The 22,124-nt window shown below is 67.8% G+C and carries 23 protein-coding genes; 12 read left to right on the forward strand and 11 right to left on the reverse strand.

Going from position 1 to position 22,124, the window contains the following annotated elements:
• Window positions 1-128: 128 nt before the first annotated feature.
• Window positions 129-434 carry a hypothetical protein gene (locus MTR65_RS09590; protein WP_243799535.1) on the forward strand — a complete coding sequence of 102 codons (306 nt, stop codon included), beginning with the start codon at window positions 129-131 and terminating at the stop codon, window positions 432-434.
• A 214-nt stretch (window positions 435-648) separates the two neighbouring features.
• Here MTR65_RS09590 and ribA read toward each other — a convergent pair whose 3' ends face one another.
• The 8 genes from ribA to MTR65_RS09630 form a co-directional block, all read right to left on the reverse strand.
• Window positions 649-1,710, reverse strand: coding sequence for a GTP cyclohydrolase II (gene ribA, locus MTR65_RS09595; protein WP_243799537.1), 1,062 nt, complete (start codon window positions 1,708-1,710; stop codon window positions 649-651).
• A gap of 35 nt (window positions 1,711-1,745) precedes the next feature.
• Window positions 1,746-2,534, reverse strand: coding sequence for an exodeoxyribonuclease III (gene xth, locus MTR65_RS09600; protein WP_243799539.1), 789 nt, complete (start codon window positions 2,532-2,534; stop codon window positions 1,746-1,748).
• 435 nt (window positions 2,535-2,969) lie between these two features.
• Window positions 2,970-3,647, reverse strand: coding sequence for a LolA family protein (locus tag MTR65_RS09605; protein WP_243799541.1), 678 nt, complete (start codon window positions 3,645-3,647; stop codon window positions 2,970-2,972).
• Window positions 3,648-3,690: 43 nt separating this feature from the next.
• Window positions 3,691-3,858 (reverse strand): 50S ribosomal protein L33, encoded by a 168-nt coding sequence (gene rpmG, locus MTR65_RS09610; protein ID WP_086490179.1) that lies wholly within the window; start codon window positions 3,856-3,858, stop codon window positions 3,691-3,693.
• Between the two features lie 144 nt (window positions 3,859-4,002).
• Window positions 4,003-4,791: a polyphosphate kinase 2 gene (gene ppk2, locus MTR65_RS09615; protein ID WP_243799752.1), complete on the reverse strand. Its 789-nt coding sequence runs from the start codon at window positions 4,789-4,791 to the stop codon at window positions 4,003-4,005.
• Window positions 4,788-5,600 (reverse strand): undecaprenyl-diphosphate phosphatase, encoded by an 813-nt coding sequence (locus tag MTR65_RS09620; RefSeq protein ID WP_226634059.1) that lies wholly within the window; start codon window positions 5,598-5,600, stop codon window positions 4,788-4,790. The genes ppk2 and MTR65_RS09620 overlap by 4 nt, the downstream gene beginning before the upstream one ends.
• Before the next feature lie 89 nt (window positions 5,601-5,689).
• Window positions 5,690-7,837, reverse strand: coding sequence for a M13 family metallopeptidase (locus MTR65_RS09625; protein ID WP_243799543.1), 2,148 nt, complete (start codon window positions 7,835-7,837; stop codon window positions 5,690-5,692).
• 116 nt (window positions 7,838-7,953) lie between these two features.
• Window positions 7,954-9,810: an ABC transporter transmembrane domain-containing protein gene (locus MTR65_RS09630; RefSeq protein WP_243799545.1), complete on the reverse strand. Its 1,857-nt coding sequence runs from the start codon at window positions 9,808-9,810 to the stop codon at window positions 7,954-7,956.
• A 250-nt stretch (window positions 9,811-10,060) separates the two neighbouring features.
• Between MTR65_RS09630 and MTR65_RS09635 the strand changes: the two genes are divergently transcribed.
• The 5 genes from MTR65_RS09635 (at window position 10,061) to MTR65_RS09655 (ending at window position 14,509) form a co-directional block, all read left to right on the forward strand.
• On the forward strand, window positions 10,061-11,320 hold the full coding sequence (locus MTR65_RS09635; protein WP_243799547.1) for a polyhydroxyalkanoate depolymerase: 1,260 nt from the start codon (window positions 10,061-10,063) through the stop codon (window positions 11,318-11,320).
• A 121-nt stretch (window positions 11,321-11,441) separates the two neighbouring features.
• On the forward strand, window positions 11,442-12,080 hold the full coding sequence (locus MTR65_RS09640; RefSeq protein ID WP_243799549.1) for a murein L,D-transpeptidase catalytic domain-containing protein: 639 nt from the start codon (window positions 11,442-11,444) through the stop codon (window positions 12,078-12,080).
• Between the two features lie 148 nt (window positions 12,081-12,228).
• Window positions 12,229-12,843, forward strand: a complete 615-nt coding sequence (locus tag MTR65_RS09645) for a TetR/AcrR family transcriptional regulator (protein WP_243799551.1) — start codon at window positions 12,229-12,231, stop codon at window positions 12,841-12,843.
• 44 nt (window positions 12,844-12,887) lie between these two features.
• Window positions 12,888-13,910: an XdhC family protein gene (locus MTR65_RS09650; RefSeq protein WP_243799553.1), complete on the forward strand. Its 1,023-nt coding sequence runs from the start codon at window positions 12,888-12,890 to the stop codon at window positions 13,908-13,910.
• A gap of 38 nt (window positions 13,911-13,948) precedes the next feature.
• Entirely contained in the window at window positions 13,949-14,509 is a 561-nt protein-coding gene (locus MTR65_RS09655) for a nucleotidyltransferase family protein (RefSeq protein ID WP_268739357.1), read from the forward strand.
• A gap of 3 nt (window positions 14,510-14,512) precedes the next feature.
• On the opposite strand, the gene MTR65_RS09660 is transcribed toward MTR65_RS09655, so the two are convergent.
• A complete protein-coding gene (locus MTR65_RS09660; RefSeq protein WP_243799556.1) occupies window positions 14,513-15,082 on the reverse strand; it encodes a YqgE/AlgH family protein in 570 nt (189 codons plus the stop codon).
• A gap of 130 nt (window positions 15,083-15,212) precedes the next feature.
• Here MTR65_RS09660 and MTR65_RS09665 point away from each other — a divergent pair, with 130 nt between their 5' ends.
• The 4 genes from MTR65_RS09665 (at window position 15,213) to MTR65_RS09680 (ending at window position 19,010) form a co-directional block, all read left to right on the forward strand.
• Window positions 15,213-17,264, forward strand: a complete 2,052-nt coding sequence (locus tag MTR65_RS09665; RefSeq protein ID WP_243799559.1) for a TonB-dependent receptor plug domain-containing protein — start codon at window positions 15,213-15,215, stop codon at window positions 17,262-17,264.
• Between the two features lie 48 nt (window positions 17,265-17,312).
• The gene (locus MTR65_RS09670; protein WP_243799561.1) at window positions 17,313-17,909 is read left to right on the forward strand and encodes a (2Fe-2S)-binding protein; all 597 of its coding nucleotides are present in this window, start codon (window positions 17,313-17,315) and stop codon (window positions 17,907-17,909) included.
• 10 nt (window positions 17,910-17,919) lie between these two features.
• A complete protein-coding gene (arsC, locus tag MTR65_RS09675; RefSeq protein ID WP_243799563.1) occupies window positions 17,920-18,264 on the forward strand; it encodes an arsenate reductase (glutaredoxin) in 345 nt (114 codons plus the stop codon).
• 113 nt (window positions 18,265-18,377) lie between these two features.
• Window positions 18,378-19,010 (forward strand): class I SAM-dependent methyltransferase, encoded by a 633-nt coding sequence (locus MTR65_RS09680; protein ID WP_148627376.1) that lies wholly within the window; start codon window positions 18,378-18,380, stop codon window positions 19,008-19,010.
• Between the two features lie 93 nt (window positions 19,011-19,103).
• Here the strand turns inward: MTR65_RS09680 and MTR65_RS09685 are convergent, their stop codons facing one another.
• Complete coding sequence (locus MTR65_RS09685; RefSeq protein WP_243799565.1) at window positions 19,104-19,952, reverse strand: lipoyltransferase; 849 nt, start codon at window positions 19,950-19,952, stop codon at window positions 19,104-19,106.
• Between the two features lie 122 nt (window positions 19,953-20,074).
• Between MTR65_RS09685 and lipB the strand changes: the two genes are divergently transcribed.
• Both lipB and MTR65_RS09695 read left to right on the forward strand, forming a co-directional pair.
• On the forward strand, window positions 20,075-20,758 hold the full coding sequence (gene lipB / locus MTR65_RS09690; RefSeq protein WP_243799568.1) for a lipoyl(octanoyl) transferase LipB: 684 nt from the start codon (window positions 20,075-20,077) through the stop codon (window positions 20,756-20,758).
• A complete protein-coding gene (locus MTR65_RS09695; protein WP_243799570.1) occupies window positions 20,755-21,090 on the forward strand; it encodes a hypothetical protein in 336 nt (111 codons plus the stop codon). Before lipB ends, MTR65_RS09695 begins: the two co-directional genes overlap by 4 nt.
• Here the strand turns inward: MTR65_RS09695 and MTR65_RS09700 are convergent.
• Complete coding sequence (locus tag MTR65_RS09700; RefSeq protein ID WP_243799572.1) at window positions 21,087-22,025, reverse strand: HpcH/HpaI aldolase/citrate lyase family protein; 939 nt, start codon at window positions 22,023-22,025, stop codon at window positions 21,087-21,089. The two genes, MTR65_RS09695 and MTR65_RS09700, sit on opposite strands and share 4 nt — an antisense overlap.
• Window positions 22,026-22,124: the final 99 nt, after the last annotated feature.

Raw genomic sequence — 22,124 nt, forward strand, 5'->3', positions numbered from 1 at the left:
CAGGCGCCGCCCGCCCAGCGCCATCCCGCACGCCCACCTGACAGCACCGCCCCACCCCGCGCCTGAACCGATCCCGGCCGGGTGCGCCTTCGCGCGCCCTCCCCCCGCTTCGTTTCAGGACACTCTGCATGCTGCCCATCGAGAACGCAGGCGTCGTTGCCGCCGAAGAGCGCGCCCACGTCGCCTATCTGCTGACCCGCTACCCCCACGAACTCTCGCTGCGCGAGGCCGAGGACCTCGCCAACTGGTTCGACCGCGTCGCCACCCCGGCCGACGTCCTCGCCCTCGCGCAGGACCCGACCATCGCCCCCCACTACCGCGCGTTCCGCGCCGCCCATTACGGAGTTTCCGGACCGAGAAGAATCGGCCGGCTGCTTGTCGTGCTTGGGACGGTCGCAGCCGTCGCGGGCGCGCTATCCCTCATGGCGCCCTGACGGCCGAAGCCGGGGCGCGTTTCCCCCCAAGCATCCCGCGCGCGCCCCGGCTTCCAAATTTTCCAATAAAGATCATTTCCGAGGGCCATCGCCCTCGGGCTCCCCGAACTGTCGACCTCAGGGCTCTTGCGCCACGCGGGTTGAGAATGGTGAGACCGCCCATTTGGGGGTCAAGGGGCGATGGCCCCTTGAAAAGGTCTCTTCCCTCTTCGCCCTAGAGAATGTGCCCGGTCCGGTCGCGCTTGGTATCGAGATAGCGCGCGTTGTGCGGGTTCGCTGGCAGCTTGTGCGCCACGCGCTCCACCACATCGACGCCCACGCCCTTGAGCGCTTCGACCTTGGAAGGGTTGTTCGTCATCAGCCGGATCGCGCCGACCTTGAGCAGATCGAGCATCCGCGCCGCGACGGGGAAGTCGCGCGCTTCGGTGGGCAGGCCCAGGCGGTTGTTGGCATCGACCGTGTCGAGCCCCTGGTCCTGCAGCCGATAGGCGCGCAGCTTGTTGATGAGCCCGATCCCGCGCCCTTCCTGGCGCATGTAGAGAAGGACGCCCCAGCCCCCTTCGTCCGCCTCGACGGCCATGGCGCTCAGCGCCGCCTGAAGCTGCGGCCCGCAGTCGCACTTGAGCGAACCCAGGATATCGCCCGTCAGGCATTCGGAATGGAGCCGCACCAGCGGCACGCGCGCCTTGGACGGCGTGCCGATGACCAGGGCGACATGCTCGCGCATGTCGTCGGCGGAACGGAAGGCGACGATCTCGCTGTTCTCGCAGACTTCGACCGGCAGACGCGCGCGCGAGGCAATGCCCAGGCGCGCAGTGTCCTTCCAGGCGTCGAGGTCGGCGACGGCGAGCGCCTGCGCGGCCCCGGCTTCGATATCGGGTGCAACGAGGAAGGCCGGCAGGATGCCCGCAAGGCGCGCCAGTTCCATTGCCACGCGCGCAGCCGCGCCATCGCCAAAGCCTTCTAAGAGAGGGAGCGCCGCAAAGGGCCCCTTCATCGGGTAGTCGAGATCGAGCGCGGGATCGGCGATTGCCCGCGCGGTCTCCAGCGTGAAGGGCTCGGCCGCGCGGATCAGCACCGGCGCCTCGGGCACCGCGGCCTCACGCTGGTTGGCAAGCTTGAGCGTCACCGCCCGGGCCGAGGAGATCAACATGCGCGGCGCGGCCGTCCCTAGCGCAAAACCAGTCTCGGCGGGCAGGAGAATCTCGCCCTCCCCCACCTGCGGCCCCACGCGGATCGGCCAGCCATGGCGCAGCGCGTCGATGGCCAGCGCCACCCGGCGCGCCGGGAGAGAAAAGGCGGGTCCCGTGCTCAGAGCGCGAACTCCGTGATCAGAGGCACATGGTCGCTGGGCTTCTCCCACTTGCGGGTTTCCTCGATGATGTGGTGCGCCGTCGCCTTCGCGGCGAGGTCGGGCGAGGCCCACATGTGGTCGAGACGGCGGCCCTGGTCCTTCTGGCGCCAGTAGCTGCGGTAGGACCACCAGGAGTAGTTGCGCTCGGGCGCGGGGATGAACTGGCGGCCAAGGTCCACCCAGCCATGCGCATCGCGGAATTTCCAGAGCGTCTCGACCTCGATCGGCGTGTGGCTGACGACTTTCAGGAGCGCCTTGTGGTCGTAGACGTCGCTTTCGAGCGGGGCGATGTTGAAGTCGCCCACGATGAGGGTGGGACGGTCGATCTTCGCGGCCCACTCGGTCATGCGCGCGAGGAAGTCGAGCTTCTGGCCGAACTTGGGATTGACCTCCCGGTCGGCAACATCGCCGCCCGCCGGGATATAGACGTTCTCGACGATGAGGCCCTTGCCTTCACCCTGCAACTCGACGCCGACGTGGCGGGCCTCGCCGTTGTCCTGCCAGTCGTAGCGGCTGCACTCCACGAAGGGGACCTTCGAGACGGTGGCGACCCCGTGGTAGCCCTTCTGCCCGCAGATCGCGCGGTGGGCGTAGCCCAGGCGTTCGAACATCTCGTGCGGGAAGAGATGCTCGGCGACCTTGATCTCCTGAAGGCACAGGACATCGGGCGCCTGCTCGGTCAGGAAGCGCTCGACCTGGTCGATGCGCAGACGGACGGAGTTGATATTCCACGTGGCAATTTTCATGGGAGCCGCTTTAGGCAGCGCATCACCGAAAGGCCAGAGGGCGCGCCGCTCCTTTTCGCACCTCTCCGGCGCGCGGTCCCCCGGCGAGCGGGCAAACAAAAACCCTCGAGCCGGGGGCAAGGGCTCGAGGGTCCTGTCAGCGTTCGTCACGCTTGCCGGTCGGTCTCTTGAGAGGCATGGGCAACAGGGGGGAAACCCGCCTCGGACCGTTCCGACACACCCTATGTAGGACGATTTGGCTGTCTGTTAAGTGAACAGCTCGCGCGAAAATGTCGCCGTTTGTCGCAAGAATGTGCACACTCGCGACCAGATGCCGAATCCCGTCGACGAACCGCGCACGTGAGCCCTACCCACGCTTTCAGACCGCACACGAAAAAGGGCCCGGAAACCGTCCGAGCCCTTTTTGGAAAACCAGCCGTGCGAATCGCGCAGCCCTCAGTGCGGCCTGCGGCGCGGGCGCGGGTCCTTCCAGCGGAAGGCATCCTCGCCCACCGTCACGCCGTAGCGCTGGTTGGAAAGCTGGATCGTGGTGCGCGTGTTCTGCGCATCAAGCGCGACCCAGTAGGCCAGCTCAAGGCCGCCCGGCGCGGACGCCTTGCGGGTGAAGATCAGGGTGATGATCCCGTACTCGGGATGCTCGGAGTCGCGTACCTCGACCGAGATCACGTCCGGATTGCCGGTATCGCGCACGGTGCCGTACCTGGCGACATCGCGGCTGGGATCGAGCAGCGCACCCAGCGGGCTGTTCTTGATCGGCCAGCGCTGGACCTGATTGACCTCGTAGTCGATCATGGTCAGCGCCTTGCCGTCGCCCACGATCAGCATCGGCACGCTCTTCTCGTACTCGAAGCGGATGCGGCCCGGACGCTTGAGCGTCAGCGTGCCCTTCACCTGCCCGCCATTGCGGTCGCGCTGGATGAAGTCGGCCTTGAGCGTCGTGATCGCGCGCAGCGCCTTCACCGCCTGGTCAAGCTTGGCGGCATCGCTGCTGGCGGGCGCAGCCAGAACCGGAGCGGGCGAAAGCGTGGCACAAACGCCAAGCGCGGCCGCTCCCAAGGCAATGGGGGCCGCCGCGCCGGAAATCATGCGGAAGGTCTTCGTCAGTGTCTTCATGGCAAGGGCTCCTGGGCCCAGCGCCTTGAACCGACGGTGAACCTTACTTGATCTTGGCTTCCTTGAACTCGACGTGCTTGCGCACGACGGGATCGTACTTACGGAAGGTCATTTTCTCGGTCGTGTTCCGGGGGTTCTTCTTCGTGACGTAGAAAAAACCGGTGTCAGCGGTCGAGACCAGACGGATCTTGACGGTTGCGGGCTTCGCCATGGCGGGTTCCTGTAATCTCTCGTTTCAGCCGCCCTGGCAGGCCGGCATCTGCGTTGAAAATGGAGCGGGTGGCTTTGCAGCGCCGCCCTTCAAGGTTGCGCCCCTTGCGTCATGGGGCCCTGAAAGTCAAGGCAGCGACGACGCTCAAGGCACTTCATAGGGCGAAATCGGCGCGATCAGCGTGAATTCTTCCACGGCGGGCGCCTTTTCGAGCGGCTCGATGACAATTTCGGGGGGATCGACTCGGGTGTCGGGGAGCCGATCGAGCAAGTTGCGAATCAGGGTAAGCCGCCCGCGCTTCTGGTCGTTGAAGTCGACCAGGGTCCAGGGCGCGTGGCGGCTGTGGGTCGCCTCAAGCATCGCGGCGCGCGCCTTGCTGTAGGCCTCATACTGCGCGCGCGCGGCCAGATCGACCGGCGAGAGCTTCCAGCGCTTGAGCGGGTCCTCCAGCCGTTCGCGCAGGCGCTCCTCCTGCTGCTCCTGGTCGCAGGTCAGCCAGTACTTGAAGAGAAGAATGCCATCGTCGACCAGCATGCGTTCAAACGCGGGGGCCTGGGCAAGGAACTGCTCGACCTGCGCGCTCGTGGCGTAGCCCATGACCTTCTCCACGCCCGCGCGGTTGTACCAGGAGCGGTCGAACAGGACGATCTCGCCGGTGCTGGGCAGGTGCTGGACGTAGCGCTGGAAGTACCATTCGCCCTGTTCGCGCGCGCTGGGCGGACCCAGCGCCACGGTGCGGCACTGACGCGGGTTGAGATAGGAGGAGACGGCGCGGATCGCCCCGCCCTTGCCCGCCGTATCGCGGCCCTCGAACAGGACCACGATGCGCGCGCCGGTCGCCTTGGCCCAGCGGGCCATGGCGACCAGTTCTTCCTGCAGCGGCGCGAGGGCGGCCTCGTAGTCCTTCCTCTTCAGCCGCCCCGCCACGCTCAGGCGCGGCCCAGCAGGAACAGCGCCAGGGCGCCTGCGGCCAGGCGATACCAGGCGAACGGCGAGAAGCCCGAACGGCTGACGAAGGCCATGAACGCCTTGATGACGACCAGCGCGACGACGAAGGAGACGACGAAGCCGATCGCGATCTCGCTCCAGCCGACAGGGCCGGTGCCCGCCATCAGTTCCTCACGGTGCTTGACGACCGAGAGGAAGGTGGCCCCCACCATCGTGGGGACAGCAAGGAAGAAGCTGAATTCGGCGGCCGTGCGGCGCTCGATGCCCATGGCCAGCGCGCCCATGATGGTCGCGCCCGAACGGCTGGTGCCCGGAACCATGGCGAGGCACTGGGCGAAGCCCACGCCCACGCACTTGGAGATCGGCAGTTCGGCAACGCCCGTCAGCGGGCCGGGCTTGGCCACCTTCTCGATGGCGAGGATGGCAATGCCGCCCACGATCAGCGCCCAGGCGACCACACTGGGCGAGCCCAGCAGGCTCTCGATCCAGTCGTTGAGCAGGAGGCCCAGGACCGCCGAGGGCATGAACGCGACGACGACATTGCGCACGAAGCGGATCGAGGTGGGATTGAGTTCGAGAAGGCCCATGCCGACCGCCCAGAAGGTGCGCCAGAAGTGGGCGATGACAGCCAGGATCGCACCCAGCTGGATGACGACGTTGAACGTCGCCCATATCTCGGAATCATAACCGAATATCTGGGTGGCAAGGATGAGATGGCCCGTCGAGGAGACGGGCAGAAACTCGGTGAGTCCCTCGACGATGCCGAGGAGAATAGCTGTCAGTGTAAGGTCCATCGCGGACAAGGTTCATGCAGCACGCAGGTGGCAAGTCAACCCGCTGCGTGCTGCACTGCAATAAAATGCCACGAAAAGGCGTTGAAGCGTTACCAGATACGGACGCGTTCTTCGGGCGGCAGGTAGAGGTCATCGCCCGGCTTTACGTCGAAGGCCTTGTACCATTCATCGAAGTTACGAACGATGCCGTTGACGCGGTAGTGCGGCGGGGCGTGCGGATCGGTCATCAGCATCTGGCGGGCCTGGGCCTCGCGGGTCTTGCTGCGCCAGACCTGCGCCCAGCCCATGAAGAAGCGCTGGTCGCCGGTGAAGCCGTCGATCACCGGGGCCTCCTTGCCGCCCAGCGCCATCTTGTAGGCGCGGTAGGCGAGGCTGAGACCACCCAGGTCGCCGATGTTCTCGCCCATGGTGAGCTTGCCGTTCACGCAGGTCTCGCCGTCATCGAAGGGGCAGAAGCTGTTGTACTGGGCTTCCAGCTTGTCCTGCAGTTCCTGGAAGTTGGCCTTGTCCTGTGGGGTCCACCAGTCGCGCATGTTGCCCGTGCCATCGGACTTGGCGCCCTGGTCGTCGAACCCGTGGCCCATCTCGTGGCCGATCACCGCGCCGATGGCGCCGTAGTTCACCGCCGGATCGGCCGAGAGGTTGAAGAAGGGAGGCTGCAGGATCGCGGCCGGGAAGACGATCTCGTTCATGGTCGAGTTGTAGTAGGCGTTGACCGTCTCGGGCAGCATGGCCCATTCGCTGCGGTCGACCGGCTGGCCGATGCGGCCCATCTCGAAGTCGTTTTCCCAGGCCCCGGCAGCAAGGCTGTTGCCGATGGGATCATTGGCCGAGAACTCCAGCCCCTCATAGGTCTTGAAGGTGTCGGGCGCGCCGATCTTGGGGGTGAAGGCGTCGAGCTTGGCCTGCGCCTCGCGGCGGGTTTCCGGGCCCATCCAGTCAAGCTCCTGGAGGTTCACCGCCATGGCCTTGCGCAAGTTGGCGACGAGGGTCTCCATCTTGGCCTTCTGCTCAGGGGGATAGTGGCGCTCGGCGTAGAGCTTGCCGACGAGTTCGCCCGCCAGCCCCTCGACCGCGCCGACGCCGCGCTTCCAGCGCGGGCGCTGCTCGGGCTGGCCCGAAAGCGTGGTGCCGTAGAAGGCGAAGGAAGCCTCGTCGATGTCGCTGGGCAGCATCGAGGCGTGGCCGCTGACAAAGCGCGCGGCGAGCCAGGCCTGCCAGGTGGCGACGGGCACCTCGTCGATCAGCTTGGCGACGACCGGCAGACCGCCGCCCATCAGCGCCTGCGCCTGCGCGGCGTCCAGCTTGGCCGCGTCCAGCTCCTCGGCCGTGGCCGGGATCTCACTGGCGATGACGTAGGAGGCCTGGTCGGCGCCGAGCGTGTCGAGGAAGGTCGAGAGCACGCCCGAGCTCCCCAGCGCCTCGTACTGCGCGCGGGTCAGCTTGTTGTAGGTGAGGTCATCGTTGCGCGCGGCGACGCGGTCCCAGTCGGCCTCGGCAATGCGTGTTTCCAGCGAGAGCACGGCCTTGGCCGCGCTGGCCGCATCCTGGTAGCCGACCTTGCCGAGCAGGAAGGTCAGGTACTCCAGGTAGGCGCTGCGGATCTTGCGCGAACGCTCGTCGGTCTTGAGGTAGTAGTTGCGGTCGGGCAGGCCCAGCCCCGAGACGTAGCTGTGGAGCGCGTAGATATCGCTCTGCTTGGCGTCCGCCCCGACATAGACGCCGATCGGCGACGCGTACCCCGGCGAAGCGAACAGCTTGGCGAGGTCCTGCGCGCTCTTCGCGGCGAAGATACGCTCCATGTAGGGCTGGATCGGGGCCAGACCCTTCGCGTTGATCGCATCGACGTCCATGAACGCCTTGTAGGCCGCGGCCACGCGCGCCGCGTCGCTGCCCGGCGCCGGGTTGGAGGCGAGCAGCTCGTTCATGATCGCGTGCATGCGCTGCTGCGAAAGTTCGTTCAGTTCGAGGAACGAGCCCCAGCGGGTGCGGTCGGCGGGCAGCTCCACGCTGTCGACCCATTCGCCGCTGACGTAGCGATCGAAATCATCGCCGGGCCTGGTCGCGGTGTCCATCCACTGGGTCTGGATGCCGAAGTCCCCCCAGTCATCCGAGGGCGTGAGCGGGGAAGCTTCCTGCGCGCTGGCCTGTTCCGGCGCGGCGAGGACGGGGGAAGCGAAAGCGATGGCGAGGCCGCTCGCCGCGAGAGCGAGGGCACGTCCCTTGAAGTTACGCATATAAAACCTTGGCTTGGGGGTTGAGCGACAGCGTCGACCTCTTCGGATCAATCAAACCCCGGCAAGATAATTGCAAATTGGCGCAACGCCAGCGCGCAAGCCGGCCGCCCATGTCGTTAGCCGAGCGCTGTGGCCCGTTCGTCGAACTGGAGCGAGGCGAGCCGTGCATAGAGACCGCCCGCCTGCGTGAGCGCGGCGTGGGTCCCCTGCTCGACGATTCGCCCGCCATCCATGACCACGATCCGGTCGGCCTCGCGCACGGTCGAAAGGCGGTGCGCGATGACGAGCGTGGTGCGGCTCTGCATCAGCGTGTCGAGCGCGTCCTGCACCAGCCGCTCGCTCTCGGCATCGAGCGCGCTCGTCGCCTCGTCCAGGAGCAGGATCGGCGCATCGCGCAGGAGCGCGCGGGCAATCGCGATACGCTGGCGCTGGCCGCCCGACAGGCGCGCGCCGTCCTCGCCCAGGAAGGTGTCGAGCCCGTCCGGGAGCATGCCCAGGAAGTCCTCGGCGTTGGCCGCGCGCGCGGCCTCCCAGATCATCGCATCGTCCGCATCGGGCTGGCCGTAGCGCAGATTCTCGCGCGCGCTGGCGGCAAACAGCACGCCCTCTTGCGGGACCAGCGCGATGCGCGCGCGCACGTCGCTCGGGTCCGCCGAGGAGAGCGGCACGCCGTCAATCTTCACCACGCCCCCTTGCGGGTCGTAGAACCGCTCGGCGAGCTGGAACAGCGTGGACTTGCCCGCGCCGGATGGGCCGACGATGGCAACCGTCTCGCCCGGCTCGACAGTCAGGCTGAAATCGACCAGCGCGGCCATGTCGGGCCGGGTGGGATAGCGGAAGGTGACCTTTTCAAAGGCGATCTTGCCGCGCGGGGGCACGGGGAGCGTTTGCGGGCGCGCGGGCGCCGCAATCTCGGGCTCCTCGGAGAGCAGTTCGGCGAGACGGCTGGCCGCGCCCGCCCCGCGCACGAGGTCACCATAGACCTCGGTCAGCGAGCCGAACGCCCCCGCCACGATACCCGCCGTGACGACGAAGGCGGCAATCGTGCCGCCGGTGATCGTGCCTTCGGCAACGCCAATGGCGCCGCGCCACATGATGATCGTGATCGAGCCGAAGATGAGGAACATCATCACCGCGGTCATCACCGCGCGGATCAGGATGCGCTTGCGGCCGGTGTCGAAGGTGCGCTCCACCGCGGCGCTGAAGCGCCCGCCCTCGCGCTCCTGCTGGTTGAAGGCCTGGACCACGCGCAAGGCGCCCAGGACCTCGGCGGTCATCGCGCCGATGTCGGCGACACGGTCCTGGCTCTTGCGCGCAACGACGCGCAAGCGCCGCCCGAAGACGGTGATCGGCACGATCACCACGGGGATAGCGACCAGAAGCCCCGCCGTCAGGCTGGGCGCCAGCGCGAAGAGGAAGATCACGCCGCCCGTTGCCATGATCGCGTTGCGCAGCGCGACCGAGACGGTGGTGCCCACCACCTGTTCGATGATCGCGGTGTCCGCGGTCATGCGCGAGGCGATTTCCTTGGGGCTGTTCTCCTCGAAGAAGCCCGGGGCCAGCGCGAGCAGGTGGCGCTGGACACGCAGGCGGATGTCGGCCACCACGCGCTCGCCCAGCCAGGACACCGAGTAAAAACGGATCGAGGTCGCGATGGCGAGGACCACCACCACGCCCAGCAGCATCAGGAACCAGGAGCGGATCACGTCGTGATCGGCCCCTTGCGCGAAGCCTTGGTCGATCACGCTGCGAAAGCCATAGGGGATTGCCAGCGTCGACATCGCCGAGACGACGAGCGCGATGCCCGCCACGGCCATCCGGCCGGGATACTTGAAGAGTTCACGCCAGACCATTGCGAGCGGGCGCAGCGAGCGCCGCGGGCGACTGGGCGGCGCATCCTCACGGGACGCGGAGGTATCCTCCGGGGACGCAGGGGTCTCGATGCTCTCGGCCGGGCCGTCTGGGGCTTGCATGATCCAGCGCCTTACAAGGTCGGCGAGGCAAGGGAAAGGGCAAGTCGCGCGCCCCGGCTTTCAGGCTCCATTCACGGTCACCTGCCAATATCTGAAAGGATACGAAGCGCTTAGCGCAGTTGCGCAAGGCTTATCGTCTTTTCACCTTGGACTATTCGGTAATGCCGCATTGCACGGCCACGCTTTAGAGACCAGATAGCGCCTAGAAATGGCATGCCGCCTCCCCCCCCGGGCGGCCAGGAGATACCACTTGCTTTACAACGCCTACGAATTGCAGCGCACCATGCTCAGCGGCGCGGCGGCCTGGGCTTCGGTCGGCGCCGAGCTCTTGACGAATCCTTCCCTTCCCATGGGTTACATGGGCTTCGGCCCCTACATGGCCTCGGCCCTCGACGTGTTTGCACATGCGACCGCACCGCGCGGGAAACCCACCTTCGACATCGAATCGGTCGAGGTCGACGGGACGCTGCACGCGGTTACCGAATCGATTGTCCTGCACCGCCCCTTCGGCAACCTGCTGCGCTTCGAGCGCGCGGGGCTTCCCAAGGACGCCCCGCGCCTCCTGATCGCGGCCCCCATGAGCGGCCACTACGCGACGCTCCTGCGCGGCACGGTCGCGCGGATGGTGGAAAGTAGCGTGGTCTACATCACCGACTGGGCCGACGCGAAGATGGTGCCCGAAAGCGAAGGCCGCTTCGATCTCGACGACTATATCGACTACCTGATCGGGTTCCTGGAATTCATCGGCCCCAACACGCACATGCTCGCCGTGTGCCAGCCCTCGGTGCCCGCCTTTGCGGCGGCCGCCGTCATGGGCAAGCACAAGAACCCGTGCCGCCCGGCCACGCTCACCATGATGGGCGGCCCCATCGACACCCGCGAGGCGCCCACCAGCGTCAACGACGTGGCGATGAACCAGCCGCTGTCGTGGTTCAAGCACAACGTCATTGCCACCGTGCCGCTGTCCTATCCGGGCGCGGGCCGTGAGGTCTATCCCGGCTTTCTTCAGCTCGCCGGCTTCATGGCGATGAACCTGGGCAACCACATGATGAGCCACTACGGCATGTTCAAGCACCTCGTCGAAGGCGACGGGGAAAGCGCGGGCGCGACCAAGGCCTTCTACGATGAATACCGCTCGGTCTGCGACATGACCGCCGACTTCTACCTGCAGACGGTCGAGCACGTCTTCCAGAAGCACTCGCTGCCCAAGGGCGAGTTCGTCCACCGCGGCGAGGTAATCGATCCGGGCGCGATCCGCGACACCGCGCTGCTTGCCGTCGAGGGTGAGAAGGACGACATCTCCGGCATCGGCCAGACCCGCGCGGCGCTGCACCTTGCGCCCAACCTGCCCGAGGCGAAGAAGCGCTACTACCTCGCCGAGAAGGTCGGCCACTACGGCATCTTCAACGGCTCGAAGTGGCGCGGGCGCATTGCCCCCGTGCTCGAGGACTGGATGCGCACACACCCCGCAGTCGAGACCGACAAGAAGGCGAGCAAGGCCAAGGCCTGATCGCCAGGTCCTCGCGGATCGGCACAAGGAGCCGGGGCAGGCGACAGGACGCCTTCCCGGCTCGCCGATCCGCACGCCTGCCCGCTGGCGCAAGGGCGCCCGGCGTGGTATTTTGCGCACCATGACCCCACTGCTTGGCCGACGACATTTCCTCCACGGCAGCCTCGGCGCCGGGCTTGCGCTGACCCTTCCGGGCCGGGCACTGGCCGCGACCACGCCCGCCGCCGCTGCCTCCACCACGCCCTATGAACGCCGCGTGCTCGAAGCCGCGCACACACAGGCCGCGCGCGTCGGCGATGCGGTGTGGCGCAAGGACATCGTGGGCATGGCCGATTTCGCCCTGCCCTCGTGGAAGCCGCGCCTGCACTTTGCCAACCTGGAGAACGGCACGGTCCGCTCGTTCCTGCTCGCCCACGGGCGCGGCTCGGACCCGGAGCACAGCGGCTGGCTACAGTCCTTCTCGAACGAGCCGGGATCGCTCGCCACCTCGCGCGGGGCCTTCCTCACCTGCGAGTGGTACAAGGGCAAGTACGGCACCTCGATCCGCCTCGTTGGCCTCGATGACGACAACTCCGCCGCGCTCGAACGCCTGATCGTGGTCCACCCGGCCTGGTACGCCGATGCCGCGATGCTCGACAAGTACGGCAAGCTGGGCCGCAGCGAGGGCTGCTTCGCGATGGGCGATGCCGATTTCAAGCAGGCGCTCTGGCACCTCTCGGGCGGACGCCTGCTCTATGCGGATCGCATCGGCGAGGACTGACGCGGCGGGGACTGAATGCCCCGGATGTTAAGGACCATAAGTCCCGAAATTGCCGTTTTTCACCCCGAAAATTCGCTTGGCGACCATTCCCGCAATTAACCGGCGCGTTTGTTAGACAGTCATCAGACCCGGTGATACGCGCCCGGCCATGGAGAAAAACCTCACGGCCCTCAAGCAGGAGGCACCCACCGACGCTCGTCAGGTCCGTTCGCGCAAGGCGCTGAACGCGGCCCTGCTCGACCTGCTGGCCCAGCGCACCTTCGACGAGCTCACCATTCGCGAGATCACCGCGCGGGCGGGCACCGGCTACGCGACGTTTTTCCGGCACTTCAGCACCAAGGAAGCGCTGCTCTCCGACCTCGTCGTCGACCCCATCGACGAACTGCTCACCCGCACGCTCGCCCTGCTCGACAGGCCACGGACCAGCGATGGACCGGGCGTGCGCGAACTGTGCGCCTGGGTCGCGGGCAACCGCGGGTTCTGGGCCCCGCTCCTCACCGGAGGCGCGGCCGGGCTCGTGCGTTCGGAATTCCTGCGCCAGGCCCGGGAACGGGCCGCAGCCGGCCATGGCCTCCACCGCGAGGACACCTGGCTTCCCGGCGACCTCGCGCTGGTCCACGGGGTCAGCTCGGTCATCGGCGTGCTCACCTGGTGGCTGCGCCAGGGCGAAGACGGCAGCCTCGAGCAGGTTGCCATGATCCTCGAACGCATGGTAATTGCCCCGATCACGCAGGACACGGCTGTCGAGACAACGCTGTCCTGAGAACCGGACACCACCGGACGACAGACCACGGGCGCCACCAACGCATGACACAATCCGAGATCGCGGCGCCTTTTGCCGAGATTGCCGACGCCGACTGGCCGACTTTCGGCTGGAGCGATGATATTCGCCCCGCGCTCGCGCGCGCGCTCGAGGCCGGGCAACCCGCCGCCCTGGCGACGCTCTACAAGGTCGAGGGCAGCGCCCCGCGCGGCCCCGGCTCGCAGATGCTCTTTACCGCCCAGGACACCGACGCGGCGCGCATTGCCGCGAGCGGCTACTTCTCGGGCGACTGCATCGAGGGCGATGTGGCGAGCCACGCCGCCGCCGTGCTGACAGATGGCCAGCCGCGCCGCCTTCACTACGGCACCGGCAGCCCCTGGATCGACATCCGCCTGCGCTGCGGCGGCGCGCTCTTCATCCTGGTCGAGCGTATCGCGCCCGATTGCCCGGCCGCGAAGGCCCTGATCGACCATGCCCGCACCCGCACCTCGTGCCGCTGGATCAGCGATGGCACCACCCGCCGGGTCGAAAGTGGCCGTGGTCCGCTGCTGGAGCTGGAAGACGCCGACACGGTGCGCCTCGCACGCCGCTTCGATCCGCCGCGCCGCCTGATCGTCTCGGGCGGAGACCCCGGCGCCCTTGCTGCCGCGCAATTGGCCGCGCTCAGCCAGTTCGAGACCATTCTCGTGCGCCCCGATGGCCCGGCCAGCCCGCCGCCCTTCCCGGTCGCGCAGTACCGCCGCGAGGACCCGGCCCGCGCGCTGGAGCAGCTCGGCCTCGACCGCTGGACCGCCTATCTCGGCGCCACGCACGAGGACCATCACGATCTGGGCGGATGTCTCGCCGCGCTTCGCGGGCAGGCAGGCTACGTGGCCATGATCGGCGCGCGTTCGCGCGCCCCGGCCCGCCTTGCCGCGCTGGAAGCAGCTGGCGCGAACCCGGACGAGCTCGCGCGCCTGCGCCTCTCGCCCGGCATCACGGGGCTTGGCAAGGCGCCCTGGGAAGTCGCCACCGGGATCATCGCCGAGATCATGCAAGCGCTCAACCCCGCCGGAGAGCGCGCCTGAGCGCGGCCACCACCCCGTCCGCGCGCGCCGCGCTCGTCCTGGCGGCGGGCTCGGCACGGCGGTTTGGCTCGGACAAGCTGTCCGCAACCTTCGAGGGCGAGCCGCTGGTCCACCACGCCATCCGCACAGCCTGCGCCGCGCCGGTGGATAGGGTGCTCGTTGCCGCGCGCCCCGACCTCGACCTTTCACAATGGCAGGCGCCCGAAGGGGCCCCGCCCGTCACGATCCTGCGCGTGGAGAGCGCAGCGCTGTCCACCACGATCAAGGCGGGCGTCGCCGCGCTGGGCGATGTAGATGCGCTCTTCGTGTTCCTGGGCGACATGCCGCGCGTACCCAGCGAAGAAGCCGCGCATCTGGCCCGGATCCTAGCTGACAACTTCGCCGCCTTTCCGCGCCATGGGGGCAAGCCCGGCCATCCGGTCCTGCTCTCCGCGCGCGCGCTGGCGCACGTTCCCACGCTCACGGGCGATGCCGGTGCCGGACAGATCCTGCGCGGGCGAACCGACGTGGTCTTTCACGAGACCCAGGATTTCGCCGTCCGGCTCGACATCGACCGCCCGGAAGACCTTGCGCGCCTCAAGCACGAGGCCGAAGACTGAGACTCAGGCGTTGCCCGTCTGGCTGGCAAGAAGCCCCGGATCGATGCCCTCGTGCTTCCACGCGCCCGCCCAGCGCGCCTCGGGCGCGGTATCGAAGAGAACCTCGCGGCTACCTTGCGCGGCGTACCAGCCGTGGTGGCGCATTTCCTCTTCCAGCTGCCCCGGCGCCCAGCCCGCATAGCCCAGCGCCATGACCCACTGGCTCGGCCCGCGCCCCTGGGCAATCGCGCGCAGGATGTCCATCGAGGCCGAGAGCGCGCACAAGGGGCCATCTTCGGCGTGAACCTCGATCGAGTCCCCGCCGCCCCAGTCGAGCGAATGCAGCACGAACCCGCGCCCCGGCTCCACCGGACCGCCGTTCAGCACCGCGCAGTCAGGTGCAAGTGCCGTGTCGAGACCAAGATCGTCGAGAATGGCGTGGAAGGTCACGCCCTCGCGCACCTCGCCCACGTTGATGCCCAGCGCGCCGTGTTCGTCGTGCACGCACAGCACGTTGACCGAACGCTCGAAACGCGGATCGAACATGCCCGGCATGGCCAGGAGCATGCGGCCGGCAAGATACTGTCCTTCCATCACTCCGACAGACTCTACGCGTCTGTCCGCGCGCGACAAGGTGCAAGTCCTCCTTTTCGCCCGCGCGGGGTGAATAAAATCCCGCCAAGGGGTTGTTCGCGCTGCATCGGCAATTAAGCCTGCCCGGATCATGAAAACGACAAGAATGCACAGCCTTTACGGCACCACCGCCCTCGTTCTCGGCCTCGTTGCAAGCAGCAGCGCGCTGGCCGCGGACGCCGAGGCCCCCACGGCGATGGAGAGCGCCGATGCAGGGCCCATCATCGTCACCGGCCACGGCCTTGCCGAAAGTCCGGCGACTGTCGCCTACGATGTCGAGACCATCGCGCGCGACGAGCTTGTGTCCAGCGCCTCGGGCCGGATCGAGGATGTCCTCTCCTCGGTCGCGGGCTTCCAGCAGTTCCGCCGCTCCGACAGCCGCTCCTCGAACCCGTCTGCACAAGGCGCGACACTGCGCGCGCTGGGCGGCAATGCATCGAGCCGCGCGCTGGTTCTCCTCGACGGCGTGCCCGTCTCCAACCCCTTCTTCGGCTACGTGCCTTTCACCGCGCTCGCGCCCGAGCGCCTGTCCTCGGTGCGCGTGACGCGTGGCGGCGGCGCGGGCGCCTTTGGCAGTGGCGCGATCTCGGGCACGATCGAGCTGATGAGCGCAGGCCCTGAGACGCTTGGCGCCTTTTCCGGCACCGCGCTCGTCAACGACCGGGGCGGCACGCAAGGCTCGGCCAGCACCGCGCAGAAACTGGGCAAGGGCTTTATCGTGGCGGGCGTGCAATGGGACCGGGGCCAGGGCTTCTGGACGACCCCTAAGGACCAGCGCGTGGACGCCTCCGCGCGCGCAGCCTACGAGAGCCTGTCCGGCTCGCTGCGTGCAGTCGCCCCGCTGGGCGAGACACTGGAGATCCAGGCCTCGGCCCTTGTCTACGACGACCAGCGCACGCTGCGCTTCGAGGATGCGGACAGCTCGGCCTCGGGCCAGCAGGCCAGCCTTCGCCTCGTAGGCCGGGGCGAATGGCAGTTCGACGTTCTGGGCTACGTGCAGGCGCAGGACTTTTCCAACCGCGTGATCAGCTCCACCCGCTTCGTGCGCGCGCTGGAACAGATCAAGACGCCCACGCTCGCAACCGGCGGCAAGTTCGAACTGCGCCCGCCGGTAGGCGCCGACCACGTGCTGCGCCTGGGCGCCGATATCCGCCTTGTCGGCGGGCACCTTGCCGAAGCGCCCTACAGCACCTTCACCGGCCAGCAGACCGCCTTTCGCCGCGCGGGCGGCGACCAGTCGGACTTCGGGCTCTTCATCGAGGACGACTGGACGCTGGGCGACCTCGTCCTCACCGCAGGCGCGCGCGCGGACCGCTGGACGATCCGCAACGGCTTCTACCGCGAACTGGATGGCGAGGGTGCGCTCAACGAGGACACCCGCCACCCCGACCGTTCGGGCTGGGACGGGAGCTTCCGAGGCGGCGCACTGTGGACGGTGAGCCCTGCGATCCGCCTGCGCGCAGCGGCCTACACCAGCCTGCGCCTGCCCACATTGAACGAACTCTACCGCCCCTTCGTGGTCTTCCCGGTGACCACCAACGCCAACGCCGATCTCGCCCCCGAGAAGCTGCGCGGCTATGAAGCCGGGGTGGAGCTGACGCCCGCCGAGGGTCTGCGTCTTGCCGTCACCGCCTTCGACAACAAGGTGAAGAACGCGATCGCCAACGTCACGCTCGATGAAACGACGCGCCAGCGCCAGAACGTCGATGCCATCCGCGCGCGCGGGATCGAGGCCACCGCGGCACTGACCTTGGGGACCGTCAGCTTCGACGGCTCGCTCGCCTGGACCGATGCCAAGGTCGAGGCCCAGGGCATCCAGGCCGCGCTCGACGGGATGCGTCCCTCGCAGGTTCCGCGCCTCGCCGCGAGCGCCACGCTGGGCTGGAAGCCGCGCGCGGGCTGGCATCTGGCCGCCACGCTGCGCCATGTCGGCAAACAGTACGAGGACGACCAGGAAAGCCAGCCGCTGCGCGCCGCGACCACGCTCGATGCCTTCGCGCAGGTTCCGCTGGCAGGCCCGCTCGCGCTGATCCTGCGCGGCGAGAACCTGTTCGACGAGACCATCGTCACGCGCAACCAGTCGGGCTCGATGGACCTTGGCCGTCCCCGCACCCTCTGGGCGGGCTTTCGGGTGGAGATTTGATGTCCCGGCACTGGTACTTGCCCTGAGAGGTCCCTAAATACACCGGCCATGTCCCGCCTGACCGTCAACGAACGTCCCGTCGAATTCGACATGGACCCGCAGACCCCGCTGCTGTGGGCGCTGCGCGATGCCGCGAACCTGACCGGCACCAAGTACGGCTGCGGCAATGGCGACTGCGGCGCCTGCACCGTCCATGTCGACGGGGCGGCGCTGCGCGCCTGCCTCATCACCCTGGCCGAGTGCGAGGGCCGCTTCGTCACCACCATCGAGGGCCTTGCGCGCGACCGCTCGCACCCGGTGCAGCAGGCCCTGGTGGCCGAACAGGCGATCCAGTGCGGCTTCTGCACGCCGGGCATCGTCATGGCGGCCGCCGCGCTTCTCAAGGCCAATGCCAACCCGAGCGAGGCCGAGATCGCGGCCGCCATCCCGAACCTGTGCCGCTGCGGCGTGACACCCCGCCTCGTGCGCGCCATTTCGCGCGCTGCGCGCGTCCTTCGCCGCGAAGAGACGATCAGCGCCGCGCCCGCGCCGGGCATCCCCACCGACGCCGCCGCGCGCAACGTACCCGCGCTGACGCCCGGCGATACGCCCCAGACCCGTTCCCATCCCGCGGCCCGCCCCACGGCGGACCGCCCAGCCACCTGAGGAGAGATCCATGAAGGCCACCATCTGGCACAACCCCAAGTGCGGCACCTCGCGCAAGACCCTCGCCATTCTGGAAGAGACGCCGGGCGTCGAGGTCGAGGTCGTCGAGTACCTCAAGACCCCGCCGAGCGCGGACAAGCTCGCCCAGCTCTACAAGGACGCCGGGATCACCCCGCAGGCGGGTCTGCGCACGCGCGGCACCGATGCCATCGAGCGCGGTCTTCCCGAAGCCTCGGACGCCGATGTGCTGGCCGCGATGGCCGCCGAACCGATCCTCATCGAGCGCCCGCTGGTCGAGACCGACAAGGGCGTGCGGCTGTGCCGTCCGCAGGAAAAGGTCGCCGAAATCCTGTAAGAACGAAGCGGTTATAAACCCGCTTCACCCCGCCCTGCCTTGCAATGCGACGGCTAATCTGCCACCGCAAGGCACATCCATGACACAGAAGAACCGCGAGGTTACGCGCCAGCATGTCCAGCACTGAGCTTGCCCGGGAGGCCCTGCCCCAAAGGATCAAGCGTAAAGTCAAGAACGCCCTAGGCCCCTGGGGCGTCTTCCTCGAAGGGTTCGTCCGCCATCCGGTCATGGTCGGCTCGATCGTTCCCTCTTCGCGGTTCGTGATCCGCAAGATGCTGGCGCCTGTCGATTGGGACAACTGCAAGCTCTTCGTCGAATACGGCCCGGGCGTGGGCACCTTCTGCCAGCCCGTGCTCGACCGCCTGCCGCGCGACGGCATGCTGCTGGTCATCGACACCAACCCGGACTTCATCGAGTATCTGCGCCGCACGATCACCGACAGCCGCTTCGTTGCGGTGCTCGGCTCGGCCGCCGACGTCGAGGACATCGTCAAGGCGCATGGCCACGAGAAGGCCGACTACGTGCTGTCCGGCCTGCCTTTCTCGACCCTGCCCGATGGCGTGGGTCCGGCCATCGCCGCGGCCACGCACCGCGTGATCCGCAAGGGCGGCGCGTTCCTGGTCTACCAGTTCACGCCGCGCGCGCGCGACTTCATGGCCCGCCACTTCACGCGCATCGACAGCGGCCTTGAAGTGATCAACGTGCCGCCGTGCTGCATGTTCTGGGGCTGGAAGGACGAGGACTGAGCCCTCGCCTTCCCGCACGGCACTCCACATACGAAAAGGCCCGCCCGACCATCCGGTCCGGCGGGCCTTTTCGTAGGGAGGCCACGGGAAGCCTCAGTCGAAGAGGCTGGCCTGCCCGTCGGGCGTGGCGCGCGAAAGCTGGGCGTGCACGCGCACCAGCACCGCGACCAGCAGCACGTTGCTGACCGCCCCGATCAGCCCGGCGACGACGCCGGCCAGGAAGTTCGTCACAGCGCCCGCCCCGAAGACGAGCGAGAGCGGGGTGACGAGCAGCAGCGAGACCATGAAGCTGATCGCCAGGTATCCCAGCATCAGCAGCGCGTAGAAGCCCAGGAGACGCGGCGTGTGCCCGCCCGTCAGCTCCCACGATCGGCGCATGGCCGCCACCGGGTTCGAGAGACCCTCGCGCACGATTACGGGGACCAGCAGCGAGAGGCGCACCGCCGACCAGATCGACACGCCGAACAGGCCCATCAGCATGACCACGCCGCCCAGCGAAGCCCCGGCCGTGCCCGCCACCAGCGAGCCAAGCGCGACCAGGAGGCCCAGCACGAAGGAGACCAGCGTGATCCCCACGATGTAAAGAAGGCTCGTGCCGATCAGCGTGGGCAGAGCGCGAAGGGCCACCGAGATCGCCTCACCCACGCTTGGCCGTCCGCCCACGCCCAGGATCACCGCGACGGCGAGATAGCCCACGAACTGGACCAGCATGCCCCCGATCCCGAAGGCGAGGATCGTGCCCAGGTTCGCCGAAATCAGTGCCTCAAGCCCCTCGCTATCCTGCGCCAGCGCCATCATCTGCTGCTGGATGTCGGCCAGGAACACGCTGGAAAGCAGCGCGGGCAGCAGGAAGAAGACGCCCGCGAGCGCCATCAGCACATCGCGGTTGGCGCGGACTCTGGCCACGGCCTCGTTCCAGGCCAGGTTGCTGTCGAACTGCATTGCCATCTCCTTCTCGCCCCTCGCCTTCTCGCGCCGGGCGTCATCTCGCAATCGCGGTCTTAGGGATAGTTGCCTTGTGAATCCACTTGATATGAACGCACGGAAGGGCCACGCAGCGAGGCATGAACACCATCCAGACTCTGCCCGGGGACATCGAACTGCGCATCAGCCGCGAGCCTGTCCCCTACCGTGAGGCGCTGGCCGAGATGACCGAGCGCAACGCCGCGATTGCCGCGGGCGAAGCGCGCGAACTGATCTGGTTTCTCGAACATCCGCCCGTCTACACCGCCGGCACCAGCGCGGCCGTCTCCGACCTGCTCGACCCCCGCTTCGAGGTGGTCGAGGCCGGGCGCGGCGGGCGCTACACCTACCATGGCCCGGGCCAGCGCGTGGTCTATGTCCTGCTCGACCTCAGGAAGCGCGCGCGCGATGCGCGCGGCTTCGTCCATGCGCTCGAAGGCTGGGTGATCGACACCCTCACCGACTTCGGCGTCGAGGGCTTCCGCAGCGAGGGGCGCATCGGCATCTGGACTAGGGACATCGACGGGCGCGAGGCCAAGATCGGCGCCATCGGCGTGCGCATCCGCAAGTGGGTGACGATGCATGGCTTTGCGGTCAACATTCACCCCGACCTCGCCCACTTCACCGGCATCGTGCCCTGCGGGATCGAGGAGTTCGGCGTGACCAGCCTCAAGCGGCTGAACAAGGACGCGGAATTCGACGTGTGGGACACGGCGCTGCTCGCACGGGCCGACGCCTTCCTCGGCGCGCTCGAAACCCGCTGTCCCAAGGAGACCCCGGCATGATCTGCATTTCAATGCGCCGCGCCGCCGCGCTGGGGCTCGCCCTTCCGCTCCTCGCCGGGCTTGCCGCCTGCAAGGACGATGCGCGCGAGGCGCCCGCCGCCGAGGCTGCACAAGGCGCCGAACTGCTGGAGCGCTCGGTCGACGATGCCATGCCCGCCTACGACCAGCGCCGCTCCAAGGCGCCGCTCGCCGAACCGGAACTGGCCGAACCCAACCAAAGCTCGGCATCGCCTGCGCCCGTGCAGGATACCGAGGACACCGCCGGGGACACCACCGAGGACGGGGCTCCCGCACCGCAGGAGCCCTCCGCGCCTGAAGAGGACGCCGCTTAAGCGGGGCGCAGGATCGGCTGGCGGCGCAGGTCTTCCCCGCCCCGGCCATCGCGCTCGAACATCGCAATCGTGCGCCGCGCCAGGGCGAGGTGCGAGCGGTCGATCATCCGTCCGCGCAAGGGCAGCGAGCCCACATGCGGGTTGCCTTCAAAGGCGGCGACCACATCGCGCGCCTCGACCAGTTCCTCTACCGAGGGAGTGAAGGCGGCGTTGATCGTGGGAATTTGTGCGGGATGGATCGCGAACATCCCCGAGAAGCCGTCCGCGCGCGCGCCTTGCGCCGCCGTGTTCGTGCCGGCCTCATTGTCGAAATCGTCAAACGGCGCGTCGATGGCCATGACATCGCCGGCATGGGCGCTGAGCAGCGCCTGCACGCGCACGAAGCGGGCCGTATCGCTCCAGGCGCCCTGGAGCGTGCGCACCGCCTGGCCGCCCATGGCCGCGCTGAGGCCCGCCGCATTCCAGGTGAGGCCGACGACACGCTGATGGGCCGAAGAGGCGTATTCCGCGATCCGCAGTGCCGCGCCCGGCGTCTCGCCGACAACCGGCATGATCCGCGTGGAATTGGCAGCAAGCCCCAGCGACTGCTCGAATTCGTAGACTTCGCTGGCCAGTTGGCGCACCGTTTCCGGGCCTGTGGCCTTGGGCAGGATCACCCCATCGGGCGCAAACGGCATCACCGCGGCCAGATCCTCGCGCACATAGCCCGATTCCATGCTGTTGAGCCGCACCCAGCGGCCCATGCGCTGCTGCTCGATGACATGCTGGCGATGTGCCGAGAGCCAGCCTGCGGCAAGGTCGCGCGCGCGCGCCTTCTCACTCACCGGTACGGTGTCCTCCAGGTCGATCACGACGATGTCCGCGCCCGTCCCGATTGCCGTGCCGAGACGTTCTTCACTGTTGCCCGGAACGAGGAGCCAGGACCTCGATTTCATGCCCATTGGTGCCCCATGCCCATTCATGCCCTTGCGGTTATGCCCCAAGCGCGCCCCTTACGCGCTTCGGACCGCAGTCTAGCGCGCGCACAGTTAACA

Origin of the sequence: Novosphingobium mangrovi, assembly GCF_022818885.1 — a bacterium.
Taxonomy (GTDB): domain Bacteria; phylum Pseudomonadota; class Alphaproteobacteria; order Sphingomonadales; family Sphingomonadaceae; genus Novosphingobium; species Novosphingobium mangrovi.